The 21,011-nt window shown below is 68.1% G+C and carries 22 protein-coding genes and 1 tRNA gene; 13 read left to right on the top strand and 10 right to left on the bottom strand.

From position 1 onward, the window contains the following. Positions 1 to 8: 8 nt before the first annotated feature. The 3 genes from RTK35_RS03670 to RTK35_RS03660 all read left to right on the top strand — a co-directional run bounded on the left by RTK35_RS03670 (position 9) and on the right by RTK35_RS03660 (position 3,898). Positions 9 to 1,343: a S41 family peptidase gene (locus tag RTK35_RS03670; protein WP_316907414.1), complete on the top strand. Its 1,335-nt coding sequence runs from the start codon at positions 9 to 11 to the stop codon at positions 1,341 to 1,343. Position 1,344: 1 nt separating this feature from the next. Further along, positions 1,345 to 2,328 carry a divergent polysaccharide deacetylase family protein gene (locus RTK35_RS03665; RefSeq protein ID WP_316907413.1) on the top strand — a complete coding sequence of 328 codons (984 nt, stop codon included), beginning with the start codon at positions 1,345 to 1,347 and terminating at the stop codon, positions 2,326 to 2,328. A 70-nt stretch (positions 2,329 to 2,398) separates the two neighbouring features. Beyond that, positions 2,399 to 3,898, top strand: coding sequence for a hypothetical protein (locus RTK35_RS03660; RefSeq protein ID WP_316907412.1), 1,500 nt, complete (start codon positions 2,399 to 2,401; stop codon positions 3,896 to 3,898). A gap of 46 nt (positions 3,899 to 3,944) precedes the next feature. Here the strand turns inward: RTK35_RS03660 and RTK35_RS03655 are convergent, their stop codons facing one another. From RTK35_RS03655 to RTK35_RS03615, 9 genes are all read right to left on the bottom strand, one after another. After that, positions 3,945 to 4,700: a substrate-binding periplasmic protein gene (locus tag RTK35_RS03655; RefSeq protein ID WP_069559958.1), complete on the bottom strand. Its 756-nt coding sequence runs from the start codon at positions 4,698 to 4,700 to the stop codon at positions 3,945 to 3,947. 134 nt (positions 4,701 to 4,834) lie between these two features. Continuing rightward, positions 4,835 to 5,590: a substrate-binding periplasmic protein gene (locus tag RTK35_RS03650; RefSeq protein ID WP_172434883.1), complete on the bottom strand. Its 756-nt coding sequence runs from the start codon at positions 5,588 to 5,590 to the stop codon at positions 4,835 to 4,837. 134 nt (positions 5,591 to 5,724) lie between these two features. Next, positions 5,725 to 6,495, bottom strand: coding sequence for an imidazole glycerol phosphate synthase subunit HisF (gene hisF, locus RTK35_RS03645; protein WP_044405405.1), 771 nt, complete (start codon positions 6,493 to 6,495; stop codon positions 5,725 to 5,727). Between the two features lie 22 nt (positions 6,496 to 6,517). Next, positions 6,518 to 6,814 carry a chorismate mutase gene (locus RTK35_RS03640; protein WP_142013648.1) on the bottom strand — a complete coding sequence of 99 codons (297 nt, stop codon included), beginning with the start codon at positions 6,812 to 6,814 and terminating at the stop codon, positions 6,518 to 6,520. Between the two features lie 4 nt (positions 6,815 to 6,818). After that, complete coding sequence (hisA, locus tag RTK35_RS03635) at positions 6,819 to 7,556, bottom strand: 1-(5-phosphoribosyl)-5-[(5-phosphoribosylamino)methylideneamino]imidazole-4-carboxamide isomerase (RefSeq protein ID WP_044405404.1); 738 nt, start codon at positions 7,554 to 7,556, stop codon at positions 6,819 to 6,821. A gap of 40 nt (positions 7,557 to 7,596) precedes the next feature. Then, complete coding sequence (locus RTK35_RS03630) at positions 7,597 to 7,854, bottom strand: DUF2164 domain-containing protein (RefSeq protein ID WP_316907411.1); 258 nt, start codon at positions 7,852 to 7,854, stop codon at positions 7,597 to 7,599. Positions 7,855 to 7,858: 4 nt separating this feature from the next. Next, complete coding sequence (hisH, locus tag RTK35_RS03625; RefSeq protein ID WP_044405402.1) at positions 7,859 to 8,497, bottom strand: imidazole glycerol phosphate synthase subunit HisH; 639 nt, start codon at positions 8,495 to 8,497, stop codon at positions 7,859 to 7,861. Then, positions 8,497 to 9,090, bottom strand: coding sequence for an imidazoleglycerol-phosphate dehydratase HisB (gene hisB, locus RTK35_RS03620; RefSeq protein ID WP_069559962.1), 594 nt, complete (start codon positions 9,088 to 9,090; stop codon positions 8,497 to 8,499). The genes hisH and hisB overlap by 1 nt, the downstream gene beginning before the upstream one ends. Positions 9,091 to 9,221: 131 nt before the next feature. After that, a complete protein-coding gene (locus RTK35_RS03615) occupies positions 9,222 to 10,880 on the bottom strand; it encodes an OFA family MFS transporter (RefSeq protein WP_316907410.1) in 1,659 nt (552 codons plus the stop codon). Positions 10,881 to 11,050: 170 nt separating this feature from the next. On the opposite strand from RTK35_RS03615, the gene RTK35_RS03610 reads away from it, so the two are divergent. Next, positions 11,051 to 11,452 carry an acetyl-CoA sensor PanZ family protein gene (locus tag RTK35_RS03610; protein ID WP_316907409.1) on the top strand — a complete coding sequence of 134 codons (402 nt, stop codon included), beginning with the start codon at positions 11,051 to 11,053 and terminating at the stop codon, positions 11,450 to 11,452. Here the strand turns inward: RTK35_RS03610 and RTK35_RS03605 are convergent. Then, complete coding sequence (locus tag RTK35_RS03605) at positions 11,449 to 12,663, bottom strand: sterol desaturase family protein (protein WP_316907408.1); 1,215 nt, start codon at positions 12,661 to 12,663, stop codon at positions 11,449 to 11,451. The two genes, RTK35_RS03610 and RTK35_RS03605, sit on opposite strands and share 4 nt — an antisense overlap. A 195-nt stretch (positions 12,664 to 12,858) precedes the next feature. On the opposite strand from RTK35_RS03605, the gene RTK35_RS03600 reads away from it, so the two are divergent. From RTK35_RS03600 to RTK35_RS03560, 9 genes are all read left to right on the top strand, one after another. Then, positions 12,859 to 15,069, top strand: coding sequence for an AsmA family protein (locus RTK35_RS03600; protein ID WP_316907407.1), 2,211 nt, complete (start codon positions 12,859 to 12,861; stop codon positions 15,067 to 15,069). Beyond that, a complete protein-coding gene (gene mutY / locus RTK35_RS03595) occupies positions 15,066 to 16,133 on the top strand; it encodes an A/G-specific adenine glycosylase (protein WP_044405396.1) in 1,068 nt (355 codons plus the stop codon). Before RTK35_RS03600 ends, mutY begins: the two co-directional genes overlap by 4 nt. Continuing rightward, positions 16,130 to 16,402 carry an oxidative damage protection protein gene (locus RTK35_RS03590; RefSeq protein ID WP_044405395.1) on the top strand — a complete coding sequence of 91 codons (273 nt, stop codon included), beginning with the start codon at positions 16,130 to 16,132 and terminating at the stop codon, positions 16,400 to 16,402. Before mutY ends, RTK35_RS03590 begins: the two co-directional genes overlap by 4 nt. Before the next feature lie 77 nt (positions 16,403 to 16,479). Then, a tRNA-Phe gene (locus RTK35_RS03585) sits at positions 16,480 to 16,555 on the top strand. A gap of 194 nt (positions 16,556 to 16,749) precedes the next feature. Beyond that, a complete protein-coding gene (locus RTK35_RS03580) occupies positions 16,750 to 17,424 on the top strand; it encodes a thermostable hemolysin (RefSeq protein WP_253122142.1) in 675 nt (224 codons plus the stop codon). Continuing rightward, entirely contained in the window at positions 17,414 to 18,880 is a 1,467-nt protein-coding gene (locus RTK35_RS03575; protein WP_222900490.1) for an AMP-binding protein, read from the top strand. Before RTK35_RS03580 ends, RTK35_RS03575 begins: the two co-directional genes overlap by 11 nt. An 11-nt stretch (positions 18,881 to 18,891) precedes the next feature. Then, the gene (locus RTK35_RS03570) at positions 18,892 to 19,578 is read left to right on the top strand and encodes a TenA family transcriptional regulator (RefSeq protein ID WP_282887425.1); all 687 of its coding nucleotides are present in this window, start codon (positions 18,892 to 18,894) and stop codon (positions 19,576 to 19,578) included. Beyond that, complete coding sequence (locus RTK35_RS03565; RefSeq protein ID WP_316907406.1) at positions 19,565 to 20,371, top strand: SDR family oxidoreductase; 807 nt, start codon at positions 19,565 to 19,567, stop codon at positions 20,369 to 20,371. The genes RTK35_RS03570 and RTK35_RS03565 overlap by 14 nt, the downstream gene beginning before the upstream one ends. After that, positions 20,368 to 21,009 carry a tetratricopeptide repeat protein gene (locus tag RTK35_RS03560; protein WP_044405383.1) on the top strand — a complete coding sequence of 214 codons (642 nt, stop codon included), beginning with the start codon at positions 20,368 to 20,370 and terminating at the stop codon, positions 21,007 to 21,009. Before RTK35_RS03565 ends, RTK35_RS03560 begins: the two co-directional genes overlap by 4 nt. Positions 21,010 to 21,011: the final 2 nt, after the last annotated feature.

The following is a 21,011-nucleotide window of genomic DNA, read 5'->3' as shown; positions in this document are numbered from 1 at the left end:
TGATACGCATGCCGCATCTGTCCCGCCTTACCCCCCTGGCCATGGCCCTGGCGCTGCTCGTGGGCTCGCCGCTCATCCACGCCGCCCAGGAGTCCAAAGCCGCCGCGCCCGCTGCAGCCGCAACGGCCCCGGCCCCCGGCAAGGCGCCCCTGCCCCTCGACGAGCTGCGCACCTTCGCCGAGGTGCTCGACCGCATCAAATCGGCCTACGTCGAGCCGGTGGACGACAAGACCCTGCTGGAGAACGCCATCAAGGGCATGCTCAGCAACCTCGACCCGCACTCCGCCTACCTCGAACCCGAGGCGTTCCAGGAACTGCAGGAAAGCACCAGCGGTGAATTCGGCGGCCTGGGCATCGAAGTGGGCACCGAGGACGGCTTCATCAAGGTCGTCTCCCCCATCGACGACACCCCCGCCTCCAAGGCCGGCATCCAGCCGGGCGACCTGATCGTCAAGATCGACGGCCAGCCCACCAAGGGCCTGTCGATGATGGAAGCGGTCGACAAGATGCGCGGCAAGGCCGGCAGCCCCATCGTCCTGACCCTCGTGCGCGAGGGCGGCCAGCCCTTCGACGTCGAGCTCAAGCGCGCGGTGATCAAGGTCAAGAGCGTCAAGAGCCAGCTGCTGGACAAGAACTACGGCTACATCCGCATCACCCAGTTCCAGGTCAACACCGGCGAGGAAGTGGGCAAGGCCCTGGCCAAGCTGCGCAAGGACAACGGCGACAAGAAGCTCGCCGGCCTCGTGCTGGACCTGCGCAACAACCCCGGCGGCGTGCTCCAGGCCGCGGTGGAAGTGGCCGACCACTTCCTCACCAAGGGCCTGATCGTCTACACCAAGGGCCGCATCGCCAACTCCGAGCTGCGCTTCTCCGCCGACCCGGCCGACGCCAGCGAAGGCGTACCGCTGGTGGTGCTGATCAACGGCGGCAGCGCCTCGGCGGCCGAGATCGTCGCCGGCGCCCTGCAGGACCAGAAGCGTGGCGTGCTGATGGGCACCGACAGCTTCGGCAAGGGCTCGGTGCAGACCGTGCTGCCGCTGAACAACGACCGCGCCCTGAAGCTCACCACCGCGCTCTACTTCACCCCCAACGGCCGCTCCATCCAAGCCCAGGGCATCGTCCCGGACATCGAGGTCAGCCGCGCCAAGGTGACCCGCGAGCAGGACACCGAGAACTTCAAGGAAGCGGACCTGGCCGGCCACCTGGGCAACGGCAACGGCGGCGCCGACCGTCCCAGCTCCAGCAAGGGCAAGGCTGCCGCCGCGCGCCCGCAGGACGACGACTTCCAGCTGAACCAGGCCCTCAACCTGCTCAAAGGGCTCAACGTCACCCGCGGAGAGTAGGGTGCGTCGCCGTGCCTGGCTGCTCGCGCTGCTGTTCGGCGCGCTGGTGGCCGAGGCCCGCGAGCCGTTGCCACCCCTGCCCCGGCTGCCCCTGGCGGCGCCGGAGCAGGCGCCGATGGCCCAGCCGGAGCCGATCCGGCCGGGCCCGCTGGTCCTCAACCCGCGGGCTCCTGCTGTCGGTGCCTCACCGGCACCCGCCCACGCACCTGTCCCTGTTCCAGCCCCTACACAACCCACGCCATCTCCGGCCAAACCCTCGGCCAAGCCCGCTGCACCGGCCAGTCACGCTCGGCCCCGCCTGGCGCTGATCATCGACGACCTGGGGCAGACCCCTGAGCGCGACCGCCGCGTCCTCGCCCTGCCGGCCACCGTCGCCCTGGCGATCATCCCCGACACCCCTCACGCCACCGACCTGGCCCGGCGCGCCCACGACGCCCGCCGCACGGTGATGCTGCACCTGCCGATGGACCCCGCCGGCGGCCCCTTCGCCTGGCACCCCGGCCTGCCCGAGGCCGAGCTGGCCCGGCGGCTGGACGCAGCCTTCGCCGCCGTGCCCTACAGCCAGGGCGTGAACAACCACATGGGCAGCCGCATGACCGCCCAGCCCGAGGCCATGGCCTGGCTGATGAAGCGCCTGCAGGCCGACCACCGCTTCTTCGTCGACAGCCGCACCAGCGCCGCCACCGTCGCCGCCGCCGAAGCGCAGAAGGTCGGGCTGGCCAGCCTCTCCCGGGATGTGTTCCTCGATGACGACCAGCACCCCGAGGCCATCGCCCGGCAGTTCGAGGCCGCCCTCAGCCTGGCGCGCAAGCAGGGCACTGCCGTGATGATCGGTCACCCTCACCCGGCCACCCTCGCCCTGCTCGAACGCGAGCTGCCGCGCCTGGCCGCCCGCGGCTTCGAGCTGGTGAGCGTGCCGCAGATGATCGCCCTGCGCAGCAACCGCGCCATGGCCGCCCACGGCAAGGGCGGCCAGTACCGCTAGCACCGCGCCAGCCTGGGCAAGCGCGCGCCAGGGCTATAGGCTGGCCGCCCGCCCTGAACGGAAGCCCGCCATGCCCCTCCGCCGTGACCACTTCGTACCGCTCGCCGCCGTGGCCCTTGCCGCCGTGGTGCCCCTCGGCTTCATCTGGATCATCACCAGCGCCAAGCTGGAACTGGGTGGCGCCAGCCCCGACGAGGCCGTGGTCGGCAGCGTCGAACGCATCGAGCAGCGCGCCATGGAGCAGTACTGCACCGGCGTCGTGGCCACGCCACGCAATACCTGGCTGGTGGGACGCATGGAAGGCGACCGCTCCGAGGACGAAGCGGTCGGCCAGGACCTCGGCCAACTGATCCGTGGCGAGAAGAAGCCCGACGACGGCGACGAACCGAGCACCTTCACCCCATTCTTCGGCGGCCTTTCCCGTGAAGCACAGACCACCTACCTGTCCCGGCTGGATGAGCAGGGCCGCTTCGTCCAGGTCGCCCGCCTGGACGAGACCGCCTGCCTGGTGGCCAATGCCGACGGCAGCAGCCTGTTCCTGCTGACCGGCGTGGATCGCCCCGGCAAGGACCCGCTGGAGGGCCTGCAGCAGACCGTGGTGCTGCGCAGCGACGATCAGGGCGCCAGTTGGCAGGTGCTGCCGGACGGCTTCTTCCCCGAGGCCGACAACCTGGCCTGGTCCCTCAAGCCCTACTTCCACGATGCCGACCAGGTCTGGGCCTGGGCCACCCTGCCGCAGAGCGCCACCCCCAGTGCGGCGTACGACTACGAGCCCGACACCGTCGCCGACAACCGTGCCGGCCTCTACTACTCCCCCGATCGCGGGCGTACCCGCCAGGCTCTGGCCGCTTCGGAGAACCTGCTGGTGGGCCTGGACGAGATCCGCAAACGCGCGCCAGCCGACGCCGAGTGGGGCGACAGCGCCGGGACCTTCGGCACCATCACCCCGCACGTCTGGCAGTACGACGACGACCACGCGGCGCTGTGGATCGGGCAGTCCTTCCTCTACGGCAAGCCCGGCGGGCGCTACCTCGACACCCCGCTGTTCGTCACCACCCGCGCGGAGCTGGTCCGCGAAGGCGGGCAATGGCGCATCGGCCCGCTGCAGCGGGACACCGGCGTGCTGGTGGAAGAGCTGGTGGGCACCGGCCAGGGCCAGGTGTACGGCGTGATCAGCCGGGAGGGCGAACGCGCCACGGAGGTGGCCGAGTGGCAGCGGGACAGCGGCACCTGGCAGGTCAACGGCGCGTTGCCCACGCCCTTCTGGCCGCTCCCGGCGTCCAGCGGGCTGCGGGGGTTCCTGGCGGGTAACGGCGTGCTGCTGGCCAATACCGACAGTCGCTACGAAGTGCCCCAGTGGCTGTACCCCACGGAGGATGGCGAGTCGGCGCGTATTTCAGCGGATGCGGTGTTCTATTCCCGCGACGGCGGCCGCTCCTGGTCGCGCCTGGCCATCGCCGGCTACCTGGGCGTGCTCGGGCTGGACCGCAATCAGGACCAGGTGTTCTGGGCCAAGGGCAACTGGTACGACAGCAACGACCGGCGCATCTATCGCTACGGCCTGAAGTAAGGCGAAGCCGGCGCACCATTACGGCGCGCCGGCTTGGAGGTGCTACTCAGAGGTAGTTCTTGGTCGCTTCCTCGACGAAGCCTTCGGCGCGCATCTGGTCCAGGGCCTTCTGCAGTCGCTCGATCACTTCGTCGGGAGTGTCCTTGTTGAAGGCCAGGTACAGCTCGACCTCGTTGAAGCGCAGCACGGTCTGCAGCCCGGTCACGCCTTCCTGCTTGGCCAGGTAGCGTCCCACCGGGTCGGTGGTCGCCCACAGGTCGATCTGGCCCTTCTCCAGCTTCTTCACGTTCTCCTGGTCACGCAGGGCGTTCTGCGGGCTCAGGCCCTGGGTCTCCAGGTACTGGCTGACGGCGTCGTTCTTGTAGGCACCGATGCGGTACTGCCCGGCGCTCTTGAGGTCCTTCACGCTCAGCGTGCTGCCCGGCGCAGCCAGCAGCACCCAGCCACTCTTGGCCAGCGGACCGACCCACTTGAACTGCGGCTTGCGCTCTTCGGTGTAGGTGGTGGAGAACAGGCCGTAGTTGGGCTTCTCCTGGGTCAGGCGGTAGAGGCGATCCCAGGGGAAGCGCAGAGTCAGGTTGTAGGAGATGCCGGCGCGCTTGAACATCTCGCGGACGATATCGGTGCTGATGCCGTCGATGCCGTCGTCACGGGCGAAGTTCTTGTCGTCGACCGCCATGTTGAAGGGCGGGAAGTTCTCGGTGAGCAGGACCACCTTGTAGTCGGCCGGAAGCTCGGCGCGAGCCGCCAGGGAAAGGGTGATCAGGCCCAGGGCCAGAAGAGGTCTGAATAGCTTGTGCATCGTTCTACCGCTCGCGTTGGTGTTGTGATTATGGCCAGCGGCATCCCTGCGTGGGCACGGTCCCACAGACGTTCACTCAGCCCGTCCTGCCATCCAATGGCAAGCGACCGGCTGTTGGGCCGGTCGCGAGGTTCTTACAGGTAGCTGTTGATGGTCTTGTCCACGAAGCCTTCGCTGCGCAGTTGCTCCAGGGCGTCCTGGAGCTTCTTGACCACCTCGTCCGGCACGTTCTTGTTCAGCGCCAGGTACAGCGGGGTCTGGTTGAAGCGCAGCACGGTCTTCAGACCGGTGATGCCTTCCTGCTTGGCCAGGTAGCGGCCAGCGGGATCGCCGGTGGCCCAGAGGTCGATCTGGCCCTTCTCCAGCTTCTTGGCGTTTTCCTGGTCACGCAGGGAGGCCTGCGCCTCGATGCCCTTGTCGGTCAGGGCCTGGTGGATGGCATCGCCCTTGTAGGCGCCCACCTTGTACTGCTTGGCCTGGTCCAGGCTGCTGACGCTGATGGTGCTGTCACCACGGGCCAGCAGGACCCAGTCGTCCGGACCGATGGGGCCGACCCACTTGAAAGAGGCCTCGCGCTCCGGCAGGCGGGCGGTGACGAAGATGCCGTAGTCGGGCTTCTCCTGCGCCAGCTTGTAGATGCGGTCCCAGGGGAAGCGCAGGGTCATGGTGTACTTGACCCCGGCGCGCTTGAACATTGCCTGCACGATGTCGACAGCGATCCCGTCGATGTTGTCTTCCTGGGCGAAGTTCTTCCCGTTGATCGCCATATTGTACGGCGGGAAGTTCTCCGTCAGGAGCACCACGGTGTAGTTCTCGTCCACTTCGGCGCGAACGGTCCCGGCGAGCACCAGGAGAGTGCTCGCCAGGGCGAGCAGGAGGCGTTTCGACATATGCAACTACCTTGTAAGGAGGATGGGTAAAACCAACGGGCCTGACCCCGGGTACAGGGTATCGGCCTCGGCTGCCCAGGCTGCGAACCGGATCACGGTTGCAGCCAAAGCATAAATGAAGGCAAGAATCGTGCTCAGCGCACCACGATGCCCCGGCTGGCCAAGTAGGCCTTCGCCTCCGGAACAGTGTATTCGCCGAAATGGAAAATGCTCGCGGCCAGCACTGCATCGGCCTTGCCGTCGAGGATGCCGGCGGCCAGGTGCTCGAGATTGCCGACGCCGCCGGAGGCGATCACCGGGATGCGCACACGCTCGCTGATGGCGCGGGTAACGCCCAGGTCGTAACCGCTCTTCACGCCGTCCTGGTCCATGCTGGTCAGGAGGATTTCCCCGGCACCCAGCTCTTCCATCTTCGCCGCCCAGGCCACTGCATCCAGCCCGGTGGGCTTGCGGCCGCCGTGGGTGAAGATTTCCCAGCGCGGCGTCTCGCCCGGCGCGGAGACCCGCTTGGCGTCGATGGCGACGACGATGCACTGGGAGCCGAAACGCGAGGCCGCCTCGCCGACGAACTCGGGGTTGAACACCGCGGCGGTGTTGATGGAAACCTTGTCGGCACCGGCGTTGAGCAGGTTGCGGATGTCCTGCACGGTGCGCACGCCACCGCCCACGGTGAGCGGGATGAACACCTGGCTGGCCATGCGCTCGACGGTGTGCAGCGTTGTGTCGCGGCCGTCGACGCTGGCGGTGATGTCGAGGAAGGTGATCTCGTCGGCCCCCTGCTCGTCGTAGCGGCGAGCGATCTCCACCGGGTCACCGGCGTCGCGGATGTTCTCGAACTTGACGCCCTTCACCACGCGGCCGTTGTCCACGTCGAGGCAGGGGATGATGCGTTTGGCTAAAGCCATGTTCTCTCTCCTACTGCCGCCCTCAGGCGGAAGGATTCAGGGCCGCGTGCTCGGCCAGCTCGGCGTCGATGAAGGCGTTGATCATTGCCCGGTAGACCTGCTCGACGACCTCGACGGGTGCACCGTTCTCGGCCGCCAGCGCCCTGACCTTGGCGATCACCTGCTCCACGCGCTGCGGGGCGCGGACGGCATCCGCGTCGGTCTTGAAGCGCGCCGCCTGGCGGACATAGCCGCTGCGCTCGGCCAGCAACTGGACGATGCGCCGGTCCAGCGCGTCGATCTGTTCCCTGACCTGCTCGATGGACTGGCACTCGACCATGGAATCAGCCCTTGTAGCTGTCGCAGAAGGCCTGGGCCTCGGCGACGTCCAGGGTGCCTTCGTAGATGGCGCGACCGGTGATGGCACCGATGATGCCGGGGGCCTTGGCGGCCAGCAGCTTCTCGATGTCACCCAGGTTGTGGATGCCGCCGGAGGCGATCACCGGGATACGGCTGGCAGCGGCCAGGGCCGCCGTGGCCTCGACGTTGCAGCCCTGCATCATCCCGTCCTTGGCGATGTCGGTGTAGACGATGGCGGAGACGCCATCGGCCTCGAAGCGGCGGGCCAGGTCCACGGCCTGCACGCTGCTCACCTCGGCCCAGCCGTCGGTGGCGACGAACCCGTCCTTGGCGTCCAGGCCGACGATCACCTTGCCGGGGAAGGCCTTGCAGGCCTCGGTGACGAACTCGGGCTCCTTCACCGCCTTGGTGCCGATGATCACGTAGCTGACGCCGGCCTTGACGTAGTGCTCGATGGTTTCCAGGGAGCGGATGCCGCCGCCGATCTGGATCGGCAGGTTCGGGTAACGCTTGGCGATGGCGGTGACCACCTCGCCGTTCACCGGCTTGCCTTCGAAGGCGCCGTTGAGGTCCACCAGGTGCAGGCGGCGGCAGCCACCGTCCACCCACTTGGCGGCCATGCTCACCGGGTCGTCGGAGAACACCGTGGAGTCTTCCATGCGGCCCTGGCGCAGGCGCACGCAGGCACCGTCCTTCAGATCGATAGCGGGGATAATCAGCATCGGTTCAACCTGTTCGAAGTCAGTGGGGTCGGCGGTGCGCTCAGGCTTTCTCGAGCGCCCACAAGTCGCTCTCGATGCTGTCGAACCTGTCTTTCAGGTGCGCCTGCACGTCGGAGATCGCCTTGTTGTAGAAATGCGGAGCGAATTCGCGGGCGAAGAAGTCCAAGACTTCCTCGGCCTCGAAGGAACCCAGCTCCAGTTCGAAGCGGTCGGCCATGAAACGCTTGATGGCCAGTACGGCGTCCTGGGTCTGGGTCGCGTCGAGTTGCAGGCCGGGGGCCTTCTTCCCGCGGCTCATGGGTTTACCAGCGGCCGTCCCAGGCGGCGAAGTTCTGCAGCAACTGCAGGCCGTGGGTGTGGCTCTTCTCCGGGTGGAACTGCACGGCGAAGCGCGAGCCCTCGGCCAGCGCGGCGGCGAAGTCCTTGCCGTAGTGGCCGCGACCGACCACCTGCTTGGGGTTGCCGGCCTCGATGTAGTAGCTGTGCACGAAATAGAAGCGCGCCAGGTCCGGGATGTTGTGCCAGAGCGGGTGGGCCACGCTCTGCTGCACCTCGTTCCAGCCCATGTGCGGCACCTTCAGCGGCTCGCCGGCCTCGGCCAGGTCCTTGCCGAAGAAGCGCACCTGGCCCGGGAACAGGCCGATGCAGTCGACGCCGTCGTTCTCCTCGCTGTGCTCCAGCAGCGCCTGCATGCCGACGCAGATGCCGAGGAACGGGCGGTCCTTGCTGACCTCGGCTACCAGGCTGTCGAAGCCCAGGCGGCGGATCTCGGCCATGCAATCGCGGATCGCACCCACGCCGGGGAACACCACGCGGTCCGCCTCGCGGATCACGCTGGCGTCACTGGTGACCAGCACACGGCCGGCGCCGACGTGCTCAAGGGCCTTGGCAACCGAGTGCAGGTTGCCCATGCCGTAATCGATGACTGCGACGGTCTGCATCAGAGCACGCCCTTGGTGGAGGGCATCTGGCCGGCCATGCGCGGGTCAAGCTCGATGGCCATGCGCAGGGCGCGGCCGAAGGCCTTGAAGACGGTCTCGATCTGGTGGTGGGTGTTGTGGCCACGCAGGGTGTCGATGTGCAGGGTCACCAGGGCGTGGTTGACGAACCCCTGGAAGAACTCCTGGAACAGGTCCACGTCGAAGCCGCCGACGGTGGCGCGGGTGAAGGGGACGTGCATCTGCAGGCCGGGGCGGCCGGAGAAGTCGATCACCACGCGGGACAGCGCCTCGTCCAGCGGGACATAGGCATGGCCGTAGCGGACGATGCCCTTCTTGTCGCCAATGGCCTGGGCGAAGGCCTGGCCGACGGTGATGCCGACGTCTTCCACGGTGTGGTGGTCGTCGATGTGCAGATCGCCCTTGCACTCGATGTCGAGGTCGATCAGGCCATGGCGGGCGATCTGGTCGAGCATGTGCTCGAGGAAGGGCACGCCGATGTCGAAGCGGGCCTTGCCAGTGCCGTCCAGGTTGATCGAGACCTTGACCTGGGTCTCCAGGGTGTTGCGCTCAACGGATGCCTTACGTTCGGCCATCACCAACTCCGCAAAATCATTGGGCGAAAGGGGCGACATTATAGGCCGAGTTTTCCACAGGCTTGAAGCCGATCGGCGGAGGAAGCCGGGCGATGCCGGCAAGACGCCGACATCGACCGGTGCAGGGACGATCAGCCGAACAGCGCGGCGGTCTTCTGCAGGGTGATCCACACCCCCCAGGCCAGCGGCAGGCCGACGGCCAGCCAGGCGGCAATCACCAGCGGGCGGCTGGACGGGTCGGCCGACCACTCCAGAACCTGGGTGCTCTGGCTGGCGTCATGGCCGATGGCGCGCTCGGCGGCCAGCTCGGCGTCGGTCATGAAGTACTTCGGCGCCACCGGGCGCACCAGCAGGTTGCACAGGAAGCCCAGCACCAGCAGGCCGGCGAGGATGTACAGGGTGATGTCGTACGCGGCAGCGCGCTCGACACCCACGCTCAGCTGGTACTCGCGGATGTAGTTCACCAGCACCGGGCCGAGGATGCCGGCGAAGGCCCAGGCCGTCAGCAGGCGACCGTGGATGGCACCGACCATCTGGGTACCGAACAGGTCCGCCAGGTAGGCCGGCACGGTGGCGAAGCCGCCGCCGTACATGGACAGGATCAGGCAGAAGCAGAAGACGAAGAACGCCACGCTGCCCAGGTGACCGGTCCAGGGCACCAGCGCGTAGAGCAGGAAGCCCAGGGCGAAGAACACGAAGTAGGTTGCCTTGCGGCCGATCAGGTCGGAGAAGGACGCCCAGAAGAAGCGGCCACCGATGTTGAACAGGCTCAGCAGGCCGGTGAAGCCGGCCGCGATGGCGGCGATCTGCGCCAGCTGAGAGGCATCCAGCTCGTTGAAGCTCAGGTGGTTGCCGATCAGCTTGCCGCCGAACACTTCCTGCAGCAGGGGCGAGGCCATGCCGATGATGCCGATGCCGGCGGAGACGTTCAGGCACAGCACGGCCCAGACCAGCCAGAACTGCGGGGTCTTCCACGCGGTGTTCACGTGGACGTGGCCCTTGGTGATCATCGCGTTGTTGGCCTTCTTCACCGGCGCGGTCCAGCCCTCGGGCTTCCAGCCGGTCGGCGGCACGCGGTACGCCAGGGCGCCGCCCACCATGAAGATGAAATAGACCACCGCCATCACCACGAAGCTCTGCCACACACCGACACTTTCAGCGCTGGCGAAGTGGTTCATCAGCTCGGCTGCCAGCGGCGCGCCGACCATGGCACCACCGCCGAAGCCCATGATGGCCATGCCGGTCGCCATGCCGCGCTTGTCCGGGAACCACTTGATCAGGGTCGAGACGGGCGAGATATAGCCCAGGCCCAGGCCGATGCCGCCGATCACCCCCAGGCCGACCCACATCAGCCAGATCTGGTGGATGTAGACGCCGAAGGCCGAAATCAGCAGGCCACCGCACCAGCAGAAGGCCGAGACCAGGCCGGCCTTGCGCGGACCGGCGTGTTCCAGCCAGCCACCCCAGATGGCGGCCGAGCAGCCGAGGAAGATGAAGAACAGGGTGTAGATCCAGCCCAGCATGGAGATCGGCCAGTCACAGTTGCTGGAGAACACCTGGGCGATGAAGCTCATCTCCGGGGAGCAGGCCACCGGCGCAGTGATGCCGATGGCCTTGGACAGCGGCAGCCAGAACACCGAGAAGCCATAGGCCATGCCGATGCAGAGGTGGATGGCCAGGGCCGCCGGCGGCACCAGCCAGCGGTTGAAGCCCGGTCGGGCGATGGTGCGCTCCTTGGAAAGGAACGCGGGCCGGACGGCATCGCCGCCCAAGCTCAGGGTACTGCTCATTGTGTCGTTATCCTGTTTTTTTGATATGCACGCAGGTGGGTCGGGCGGTGCGCGCAGTCTCCCCACGCACCGCCCACAAACTCACACTAGCAGGCGAAACAATCCCACGATGATTCGGCCTGCGGCGCGTATTATCCGGACCCCACCTCCTGGCCTCAACAAGGACACCCATGCCTGTCATCGTCGAACGCCCCACCCAGCTCAGCGAGCAGGACCGCACCGACCTGGGCCGCATCTACGCCGACGCCCCGGCCTGGCTGCTGCCGCCCTATGCCGACGCCGGGGACCTGGTGGCGCAAGGCCTGGCGCAGGGCTGGCTGCTGACCGGCCGCTTCAACGACCGCCTGCTGGGCGCCGCCCTGCTGCGCTGCGAACGCGACGCCTGGCGGCTCTCCCACCTGTGCGTGCGCAGCGTCACCCGTCGCCGGGGCGTGGCCCGCCGCCTGCTGGACGAGGCCACCCGCCTGGCCCGCGAGGCCGGCTGCGAACTGCGCCTGCAGGGCCCCCAGGACCATCTGGAAGCCCAGGCCCTGGCCGCCCGGCTGCACCTGCCCCTCGACCCGGCCTGCTAGGCCGGCACCCCCGACGGGCGCTCCCGCAGCAGCCAGCCGAGCCAGAGCAGACTGGCCAGGTGGAACCCCGCCAGCGCCCAGCCGACCCAGGCCGGGCCGCCCGCCCACAGCGCCCAGCCCATCGCCAGCACGGCCAGCCCCAGCTGCCGCGCGCCCTCCAGCCGGGGGGCCAGGCGCTGCCCATCGAACAGCAGCCCCAGGCTCACGCAGCCCCAGAGGATCGCCAGCACCAGCAGCCAGGGTTCCCAGGCCAGGGCCTGGCGCACGCTGAGCAGAAACGCCAGCGCCAGCAGGTTGATCACCAGGAACTGCGCCAGCGCATAACCCGTCAGGCTCGCCCCGTGGCACGGCTCATGGCGGGGCCCGTCCATCGACGGCCAGGGATGCTGGCGCACGTCCGCCGGGCGCCAGCCGGTGGGCATCCACCACAGCCGCAGCTTGTCCCACCAGGAACGGGTCGCCCGCGCATCGGCCCACAGCAGGCGCCACCAGCTGAACTGCAGGCGCAGCGGGTCGAAGGTGCGCACCGGCGTGGTCACCCCGTACACCACCGGCTCGTCCTCCTCCTGCCAGGTGCCGAACAGCCGGTCCCAGAGAATGAACACCCCACCGTGATTGCGATCGATGTAGCGCGGGTTCTGCCCGTGGTGCACCCGGTGCAGGGACGGCGTCACCAGCACCTTCTCCAGCCAGCCGAGGCGACCGATGTGCTGGCTGTGGATCCAGAACTGGTAGGCCAGCTGCACCCCGAGCAGCACCAGGAACAGCGGCAACGGCAGCCCCAGCAGTGCCAGGGGCAGGTAGAAGGGCCAGTCGAAGGCGGTCTGGAATGCGCCCTTGCGCAGCGCCGTCGACAGGTTGAAGTCCTCACTGGAATGGTGCGGCTGGTGCGCGCCCCACAGCAGGTTGTAGCGGTGCAGGGTGCGATGCGCCCAATAGAAGCAGAAGTCCACCGCCACGAAGCCCCCGAGCCACACCCAGGGCGAGGTCGGGTCAAGCTCCAGCAGGCGCGCGTGCTCGTAGAGCCAGGCGTAGGGCAGCACCAGCAACAGGCGCAGCGGCCCCTCCAGCACCACCCGCAGCACGGCGGTGTTGACGCTGGTGGCCGCATCGGCCAGGCGGTAGGTGGAACGCCCGCTGCGCCGCTCGTAGGCCAGCTCCAGCAGGATCAGCAGGATGTACAGCGGAAAGGCCAGCACCGCCACGTTCATGGCGCATCTCCCGTTCTTGTCGTTGTGCAGCGCAGCCTAGACCAGCCGCCGCCCCCGTCACGCGACGGCACGCGCCAGTCAGACGGGCCGCAGGCGCCAGCCCGGTGAACCGCCGCCGCGTTTGGCCATCAAACAGCACAACCGCTGGCGCTATACTCGCGCCCTTCCTCCGGCACTCATCACAAGGACTCGTCCATGAAATCCATCGGCAAACTCCTGGGCCTGCTGCTCCTCGGGCTGTTGCTGATCATCGTGGCCCTGGGCTTCGCCCTGACCCACCTGTTCGATCCCAACGACTACAAGGATGAAATCCGCCAGATCGCCCGCGACAAGGCCAACCTCGAGCTGGACCTGAAGGGCGACATCGGCTGGAGCCTGTTCCCCTGGCTCGGCCTGGAACTGCACGACACCACCCTGGCCAGCGCCGCCAGCCCCGACAAGCCCTTCGCCAACCTGGCCCTGCTCGGCCTCTCCGTGCGCGTCATGCCGTTGCTGCGCAAGGAAGTGCAGATGAGCGACATCCGCGTCGAAGGCCTCGACCTGACCCTGGCCCGTGACGAGAAGGGCCGTGGCAACTGGGAAGACATCGGCCGCCCGGCCCAGGCCGCCAGCACGCCTGCCCCCGCCGCCGAAGGCACCCCCGCGCCGGCGGAACAGCCCAAGCCCGCCGGCAACGAACGGCCGCTGAAGCTGGACATCGACAGCCTCACCGTCAACAACGCCCGCGTGGACTACACCGACGCCAAGACCGGCCAGCAGTACAGCGCCGAAGGCATCGAACTGACCACCGGCGCCATCCGCGAAGGCGCCGCCATCCCCTTCAAGCTCAGCGCCTTCTTCGGCACCAACAAGCCGGTGCTGCGCGCCAAGACCGAACTCACCGCCAGCCTGCGCTTCGACCGCGCCCTCAAGCGCTACCAGCTGGAAGACGCCAAGCTCGGCGGCGAAGCCTCGGGCGAGCCGTTCAAGGGCAAGACCCTCACCTTCAGCGCCCAGGGCCAGCTGCTGGCCGACCTCGGCGCCAACATCGCCGAATGGAACAGCCTCAAGCTCTCCGCCAACCAGCTGCGCGCACTGGGTGAACTGAAGGTCCACGACCTGGACAAGACCCCGCGCCTGGAAGGCGGCCTCTCCATCGCCCAGCTCGACCTGCGCGAATTCCTCACCGGCCTCGGCGTCGAACTGCCGGCCATGCAGGACGCCAACACCCTCAAGCGCTTCGAACTGGCCACCCAGCTCAAGGGCAGCCCCAGCGACCTCGCCCTGGAACAGCTGACCCTCAAGCTCGACGACAGCAGCTTCAGCGGCCGCCTGGCCGTGGCCGACATCGAGCGCCAGGCCCTGCGCGCCCAGCTCAAGGCCGACAAGCTCGACCTCGACCGCTACCTGCCGCCGAAGAAGAAGGACGACGCCAGCGCCCGCCAGGCCGAGATCCAGGGCACCGTCGCCAGCGCCGGCCAGGGCACCACCCCGCTGCCCGAGAAGCCCACCCAGCAGGCCTGGAGCGAAGCCCCGCTGCTGCCCCTCGACAGCCTGCGCAAGCTCGACCTGGAGGCCGACCTGGCCTTCGGCCAGCTGACGCTGGACAAGCTGCCGATCACCGACGCCCGCCTCAGGGCCCGTGGCAAGGCCGGCCAGATCACCCTGGAGCAGCTGCGCGGCGGCCTCTACGGTGGTGAATTCGACGCCAGCGCCCAGCTCGACGTGCGCAGCGACGTGCCCCAGCTCAGCGCCCGCAAACGCATCAGCCACGTGCCGGTGGAGAAGATCCTCAAGGCCCTCGACCAGAAACCGCCGGTTCGCGGCGCCCTGGACCTCAACGCCGACCTGCGCACCCGTGGCAACAGCGAGAAGGCCTGGATCGACGCCCTCAACGGCACCGCCAGCTTCGTCCTCAACGACGGCGCCCTGCTCGACGCCAACCTGGAGCAGCAGCTCTGCCAGGGCATCGCCCTGCTCAACCGCAAGCCCCTCACCACCAGCTACGAAGGCAAGGAAACCCCCTTCCAGGAACTGCGCGGCAGCCTCACCTTCACCAACGGCGTGGCCAGCAACCCCGACCTCAAGGCGCGCATCCCCGGCCTGACCCTCAACGGCAACGGCGACGTCGACCTGCGCGTGCTGGGTATGGACTACCGCGCCGGCATCGTCATCGAAGGTGACAAGAGCGCCATGGCCGACCCGGCCTGCCAGGTCAACCAGCGCTACGTCGGCCTGGAATGGCCGCTGCACTGCCGCGGCCCGCTGGAGATCGGTGCCAAGGCCTGCCGCCTGGACAAGGACGGCATGGGCAAGATCGCCGCCAAGCTGGCCGGCGACAAGCTCAGCGAGAAGCTCGAAGAAAAGCTTGGTGACAAGGTCAGCCCGGAACTCAAGGACGCACTGAAGGGGCTGTTCAAGCGATGACACCCGAGCAGTTCTCCAGCGCCGTACTCGCCTGGTACGACCTCCACGGCCGCCACGACCTGCCCTGGCAACAGGGCATCACCCCGTACCGGGTGTGGGTCTCGGAAATCATGCTGCAGCAGACCCAGGTCAGCACCGTGCTCGGCTACTTCGACCGCTTCATGGCCGCTCTGCCCACCGTGCGCGACCTGGCCGAGGCGCCCGAGGACGAAGTCCTGCACCTGTGGACCGGGCTCGGCTACTACACCCGCGCGCGCAACCTGCAGAAGACCGCGAAGATCGTCATGGAACGCCACGGCGGCGAATTCCCCCGCGACGTCGAGCAGCTCGCCGAGCTGCCCGGCATCGGCCGCTCCACCGCCGGCGCCATCGCCAGCCTGTCCATGGGCCTGCGCGCCCCGATCCTCGACGGCAACGTCAAGCGCGTCCTGGCCCGCTACGTCGCCCAGGAGGGCTACCCCGGCGAACCCAAGGTGGCCAGGCAGCTGTGGGCCGTCGCCGAGCGCTTCACCCCCCACGAACGGGTCAACCACTACACCCAGGCGATGATGGACCTGGGGGCCACCCTCTGCACCCGCAGCAAGCCCAGCTGCCTGCTCTGCCCCCTGCGCGAAGGCTGCCAGGCCCACCTGCTGGGGCTGGAGATCCGCTACCCGGTGCCCAAGCCGCGCAAGGCCCTGCCGCAGAAGCGCACCCTGATGCCGATCCTGGCCAACCGCGATGGCGCCATCCTGCTCTACCGGCGCCCCTCCAGTGGCCTCTGGGGCGGCCTGTGGAGCCTGCCCGAGCTGGACGACCTCGACGCCCTCGCCCCCCTGGCCACGCAGCACGCCCTGCAGCTCGGCCAGGCCCGCGAACTGCCCGGCCTGACCCACACCTTCAGCCACTTCCAGCTCGCCATCGAACCCTGGCTGGTGCCCGTCGAGGGCAGCCACCGCGAAATGGCCGATGCCGACTGGCTCTGGTATAACCTCGCCACCCCGCCGCGCCTGGGCCTGGCCGCTCCGGTCAAGAAGCTGCTCAAGCGCGCCGCCGACGTATTGAATGCAGGAGATTCGCCATGACCCGTACCGTCCAGTGCCGCAAGTACCACGAGGAACTGCCCGGCCTCGACAAACCGCCCTACCCCGGCGCCAAGGGCGAAGACATCTTCAACAACGTCTCGAAGAAAGCCTGGGAAGAGTGGCAGAAGCACCAGACCATGCTGATCAACGAGCGTCGCCTGAACATGATGAACGCCGAGGATCGCAAGTTCCTCCAGGCCGAAATGGACAAGTTCCTCTCCGGCGAGGAATACGCCCAGGCCGAGGGCTATGTCCCCCCGAGCGCGTAAGCGCCCGTAAAGGCTGAAAATTTTTTTCAGGACACGCTTGACTACCCCCTTCGAAATCCGTTTAATAGCGCCCCGTTGCCCAGGTAGCTCAGTTGGTAGAGCAGGGGATTGAAAATCCCCGTGTCGGCGGTTCGATTCCGTCCCTGGGCACCACCATTCAGTTCCAGGTGGTGCCAGGCATCATCAGGAACACACAGAAAACCGGCCCTAGCGCCGGTTTTTTGTTGCCTGCGTTTTACCGCTTCCCGCCCTCGAAAAACTTTTTTCCAGCCTTAAGCCACCTTAAGACTGCCTTCAGAATCCCTACCGATACTGCGCACCATCCAACGAACCGATGGGTGCGCCACATGACTGAGCTGGAATGGAATGCCCTGTTCCCCCTTCACTTCGGGTTGGGCGAGCGCCGCTACAGCCTGACCCTGCACCAGGCCGACGACCCGGCCCGTGCCGAACTGGAAGCCTTCGTCCACGACCGCTTCGAGCAGGCCCACGATGCCGACGTGCAGCACTTCCTGCCCGAGCTGCTGGCCCTGCGTGACGGCGCCGGCCAACTGACCGCCGTGGCCGGCATGCGCATCGCCGCCAGCGGGCCGCTGTTTCTCGAGCGCTACCTGGATGCGCCCCTGGAGCAATCCGTGGCCCAGGCCGTCGGCCGCCCGATCGACCGCGTCGAACTGGTGGAGGTGGGCAACCTCAGCTCCCTCAACGCCGGCAACGCCCGCCTGATCATCATCGCCGTGACCTGGTTGCTGGCAGCACGCGACCTGCGCTGGGTCTCCTTCACCGGGGCCGCCGGGCTGATCAACAGCTTCCGCCGCCTTGGCCTGGAGCCGGTGCAACTGGCCGAAGCCGACCCGGAACGCCTGGGTGGCGAAGGTGCCAGCTGGGGCAGCTACTACGCCCTGCAACCCCGGGTCTATGCCGGCGACATCCGCTACGGCCACGACGAACTGGAGCGCCAGGGGGTGTTCCAGCGCCTGGGGTTTCCCCTGCTCCTCGCGGAGGCCGGCCATGCAGCCTGAAGTCCGACAGTTCCACGACCTCCTGAGCCAGCACGCCCACGAGCGGGCGCACCAGGTGGCGGTCCGCGGCACCGAGCGCAGCTACAGCTACGCCCAGCTGCTGGACGAAGTGGACAGCCGCGTCGCCCTGCTGCGCGAGCAGCCCGCTGGCGTCTTCGCCTTCGCCCTGGATAACGGCCCCGAAGCGCTGTTCTGGGACCTGGCGGCGCTGTTCGCCGAGCGTCCCTGCGTGATCCTGCCGCCCTTCTTCAGCGCCGCCCAGCGTGCCCACTGCCTCGCCCAGAGCCAGGCCAGCCTGGTGCTGGCCGGTGACGCACTGAGCGACGAGCTGCGCAGCGCCGGCTTCACCTGGGGCCAGCCGTTCTGGCACCGCCCGGTTGCGGGCGCCAGCCAGTTGCCGGCCGGCACCGCGAAGATCACCTACACCTCCGGCAGCACCGGCTCGCCCAAGGGCGTGTGCCTCTCGGCCGAAGCCATGCTGCGGGTGGCCCATCAGCTGGAGCAGGCCAGCCGCTCCACCGAGCCGGGCAAGTACCTGGCGGTGCTGCCCCTGGCGGTGCTGCTGGAAAACCTCGGGCTGTACGCGGCGCTGATCGCCGGGGCCAGCCTCACCGTTCTGCCGCAGCCGCAGATGGGCATCAACGGCGCCAGCGGCGTCGACTGGACGCGCCTGCTGGGCTGCATCGCCCTCAGCGGCGCGGAAAGCATGATCCTGGTTCCGCAACTGCTGCTGGGCCTGGTCACTGCCGTCGAACGCGGCCTGATGAAGGTCGGCCCGCTACGCTTCGTCGCCGTCGGCGGTGCCCGGGTCGCCCCGAGCCTGCTGGAGCGTGCCGAGGCCGTGGGGCTGCCGGTGTTCGAGGGCTACGGCCTCTCCGAATGCGCCTCGGTGGTGTGCCTGAACCGCCCCGAAGCCCACCGTGCCGGCAGCGTCGGCCGCCCGCTGCCCCATGTGCAGGTGATGCTGGCCGAGGACGGCGAAGTATTGGTCAGCGGCAGCACCCTGCTCGGCTACCTGGGCGAGCCGCCGTTCCAGGGCCAGTGGTGGCCCACCGGTGACCTTGGCCGCTTCGATGAAGACGGCTACCTGTACCTGGCCGGGCGCAAGAAGAACCAGTTCATCACCAGCTTCGGCCGCAACGTGAACCCCGAGTGGATCGAGGCCGAGCTGACCCAGGGCGGCGTGATCCTCCAGGCATTCGTCTACGGCGAGGGCCTGGACCACAACCTGGCGCTGCTCTGGCCGCTGGACCCGAAGGCCAGCGACGATGCCCTGGAGCAGGCCGTGCAGCGCAGCAATGCCGCCCTCCCCGACTACGCCCGGATCCACAGCTGGCAGCGCCTGCCGGAACCTTTCAGCACCGCCAACGGGATGCTCACCGCCAACGGCCGCCCACGCCGCGCCGAGATCCTCGCCCACTACCGCGATTCCCTTTTTGAACTCGTCAACGAATGAGGTTCGACACCATGTCTTTCTTCGACACCCTGCAAGACGCCACCGCCCAGGAACGCCAGGCCCTGTTCAATGCCCCGGTCATCCGTGACGCCCTCTCCGGCGTCGTCAGCCTGGAGGGCTACGTCGCCTTCCTCACCCAGGCCTACCACCACGTGCGCCACACCGTACCGCTGATGATGGCCTGCGGCGCCAAACTGCCGGGCCGCCTGGAATGGCTGCGCGGTGCCGTGTGCGAATACATCGAGGAGGAATACGGCCACGAGCAGTGGATCCTCAACGACATCGCCGCCTGCGGGGGCGACGCCGAGCAGGTGCGCAACAGCCGCCCGGCCCTGTCCATCGAGCTGATGGTGGCCTTCCTCTACGACCTGATCGCCCGTGACAACCCGGTGGGCCTGTTCGGCATGGTCAACGTCCTCGAAGGCACCAGCATCGCCCTGGCCACCCAGGCGGCCGGCACCATCCGCGAGAGCCTGAGCCTGCCGCCCACCGCCTTCAGCTACCTCAGCTCCCACGGCGCCCTGGACATCGACCACATGGCCACCTACCGCAGCCTGATGAACCGCCTGGACCGCCCGGAAGACCAGGACGCCGTGATCCATGCCGCCAAGGTGGTCTATCGCCTCTACACCGACATGTTCCTCGGCCTGCCGCGTGCCCAGGTGAGCCCGAACGAGGTGCGACATGCGCTTGCCTGAGTGCCGCGTGGTGCTGACCGGTGCCAGCGGTGGCATCGGTCTGCAGCTGGCCGAGCAGCTGTGCGCCGCCGGTGCCCTGGTGATCGCGGTCAGTCGTCAGTCCGACGCGCTGGCCGACCTGCTCAAGCGCTACCCCAACAAGCTGCGCTGGCTGGGTGCCGACCTGCGTGAGCCCGAGGCCCGCCAGCGGATCGTCGAGAAGGCGCGCGCCATGGGCGGCGCCAACCTGCTGATCAACGCCGCCGGGATCAACCGCTTCGCCCTGCTCGACCAGCTCGACGAAGCCGCCCTGGACGACCTGATCGACCTCAACCTCAAGGCCACCCTGCAGCTCACCCGGCAGATGCTGCCGCTGCTGCGCGAGCAGAGCCAGGCGCTGGTGGTGAACGTCGGCTCCACCTACGGCTCCATCGGCTACCCCGGCTACGCCACCTACTGCGCCACCAAGTTCGCCCTGCGCGGCTTCTCCGAAGCACTGCGCCGGGAACTGGCGGACACCCCGGTGGACGTGCTCTACGTCGCGCCCCGCGCCACCCGCACCAGCATGAACAGCGATGCCGCCGTGGCCCTCAACGATGCCCTGAAGGTGGGCATGGACGACCCGCGCGACGTCGCCTCGGCGGTGCTGCAGGCCATCCAGAACAACCGCAGCGAGCTCTACCTGGGCTGGCCGGAGAAGCTCTTCGTGCGCCTCAACGGCATGCTGCCCGGCCTGGTCGACCGCGCCCTGCGCAAGCAGCTTCCCCTGATCCGCCGCTACAGCGACGCCAACCACAAGGAACACGCGAAATGAAACGCCTGATGCTGATCGGCCTGCTCCTGGCCACCCCGCTGGCCTGGGCCCTCGACCCCGCCAGCACCCAGCGCCTGGCCACCATCCAGCAGCGCTGGGCGGAGATCCAGTACAACCTGCCCGAAAAAGAGCGCGCCAACGCCTTCGAGAAGCTGGCGGTGGAGACCCAGGCCTTCACCCGCGAGCAACCCAAGGCCGCCGAAGCGTGGATCTGGAACGGCATCGTCACCAGCAGCTGGGCCGGCGCCCAGGGCGGGCTCGGCGCCCTCGGCAAGGTGAAGGACGCCCGCGCCAGCCTGGAACAGGCCCTGGCCGTAGACCCCAATGCCCTGCAGGGCTCGGCCTACACCAGCCTCGCCGCCCTGTATGACCGCGTGCCCGGCTGGCCCATCGGCTTCGGCGATGCCGACAAGGCCGAGGCGCTGCTCAACAAGGCCTTGCAAATCAACCCCGAGGGCATCGACAGTCTCTACTTCTGGGGCGACCACCTGGCACGCCAGGGCCGCTACAGCGAGGCCCGCGCTGCCCTGCAGAAAGCCCTGCAGGCCGCGCCGCGCCCCGGCCGCGAGCTGGCCGACAAGGGCCGCCGCGCCGAGATCGATGCTTTACTCAAGGACATCAAGGACAAACAGGACTGAGC

Origin of the sequence: Pseudomonas sp. zfem003, from assembly GCF_032621675.1 — a bacterium.
GTDB lineage: Bacteria > Pseudomonadota > Gammaproteobacteria > Pseudomonadales > Pseudomonadaceae > Metapseudomonas > Metapseudomonas otitidis.
Note: the sequence above shows the minus strand (reverse complement) of the source record. Positions and strands in the feature narration are given on the sequence as shown.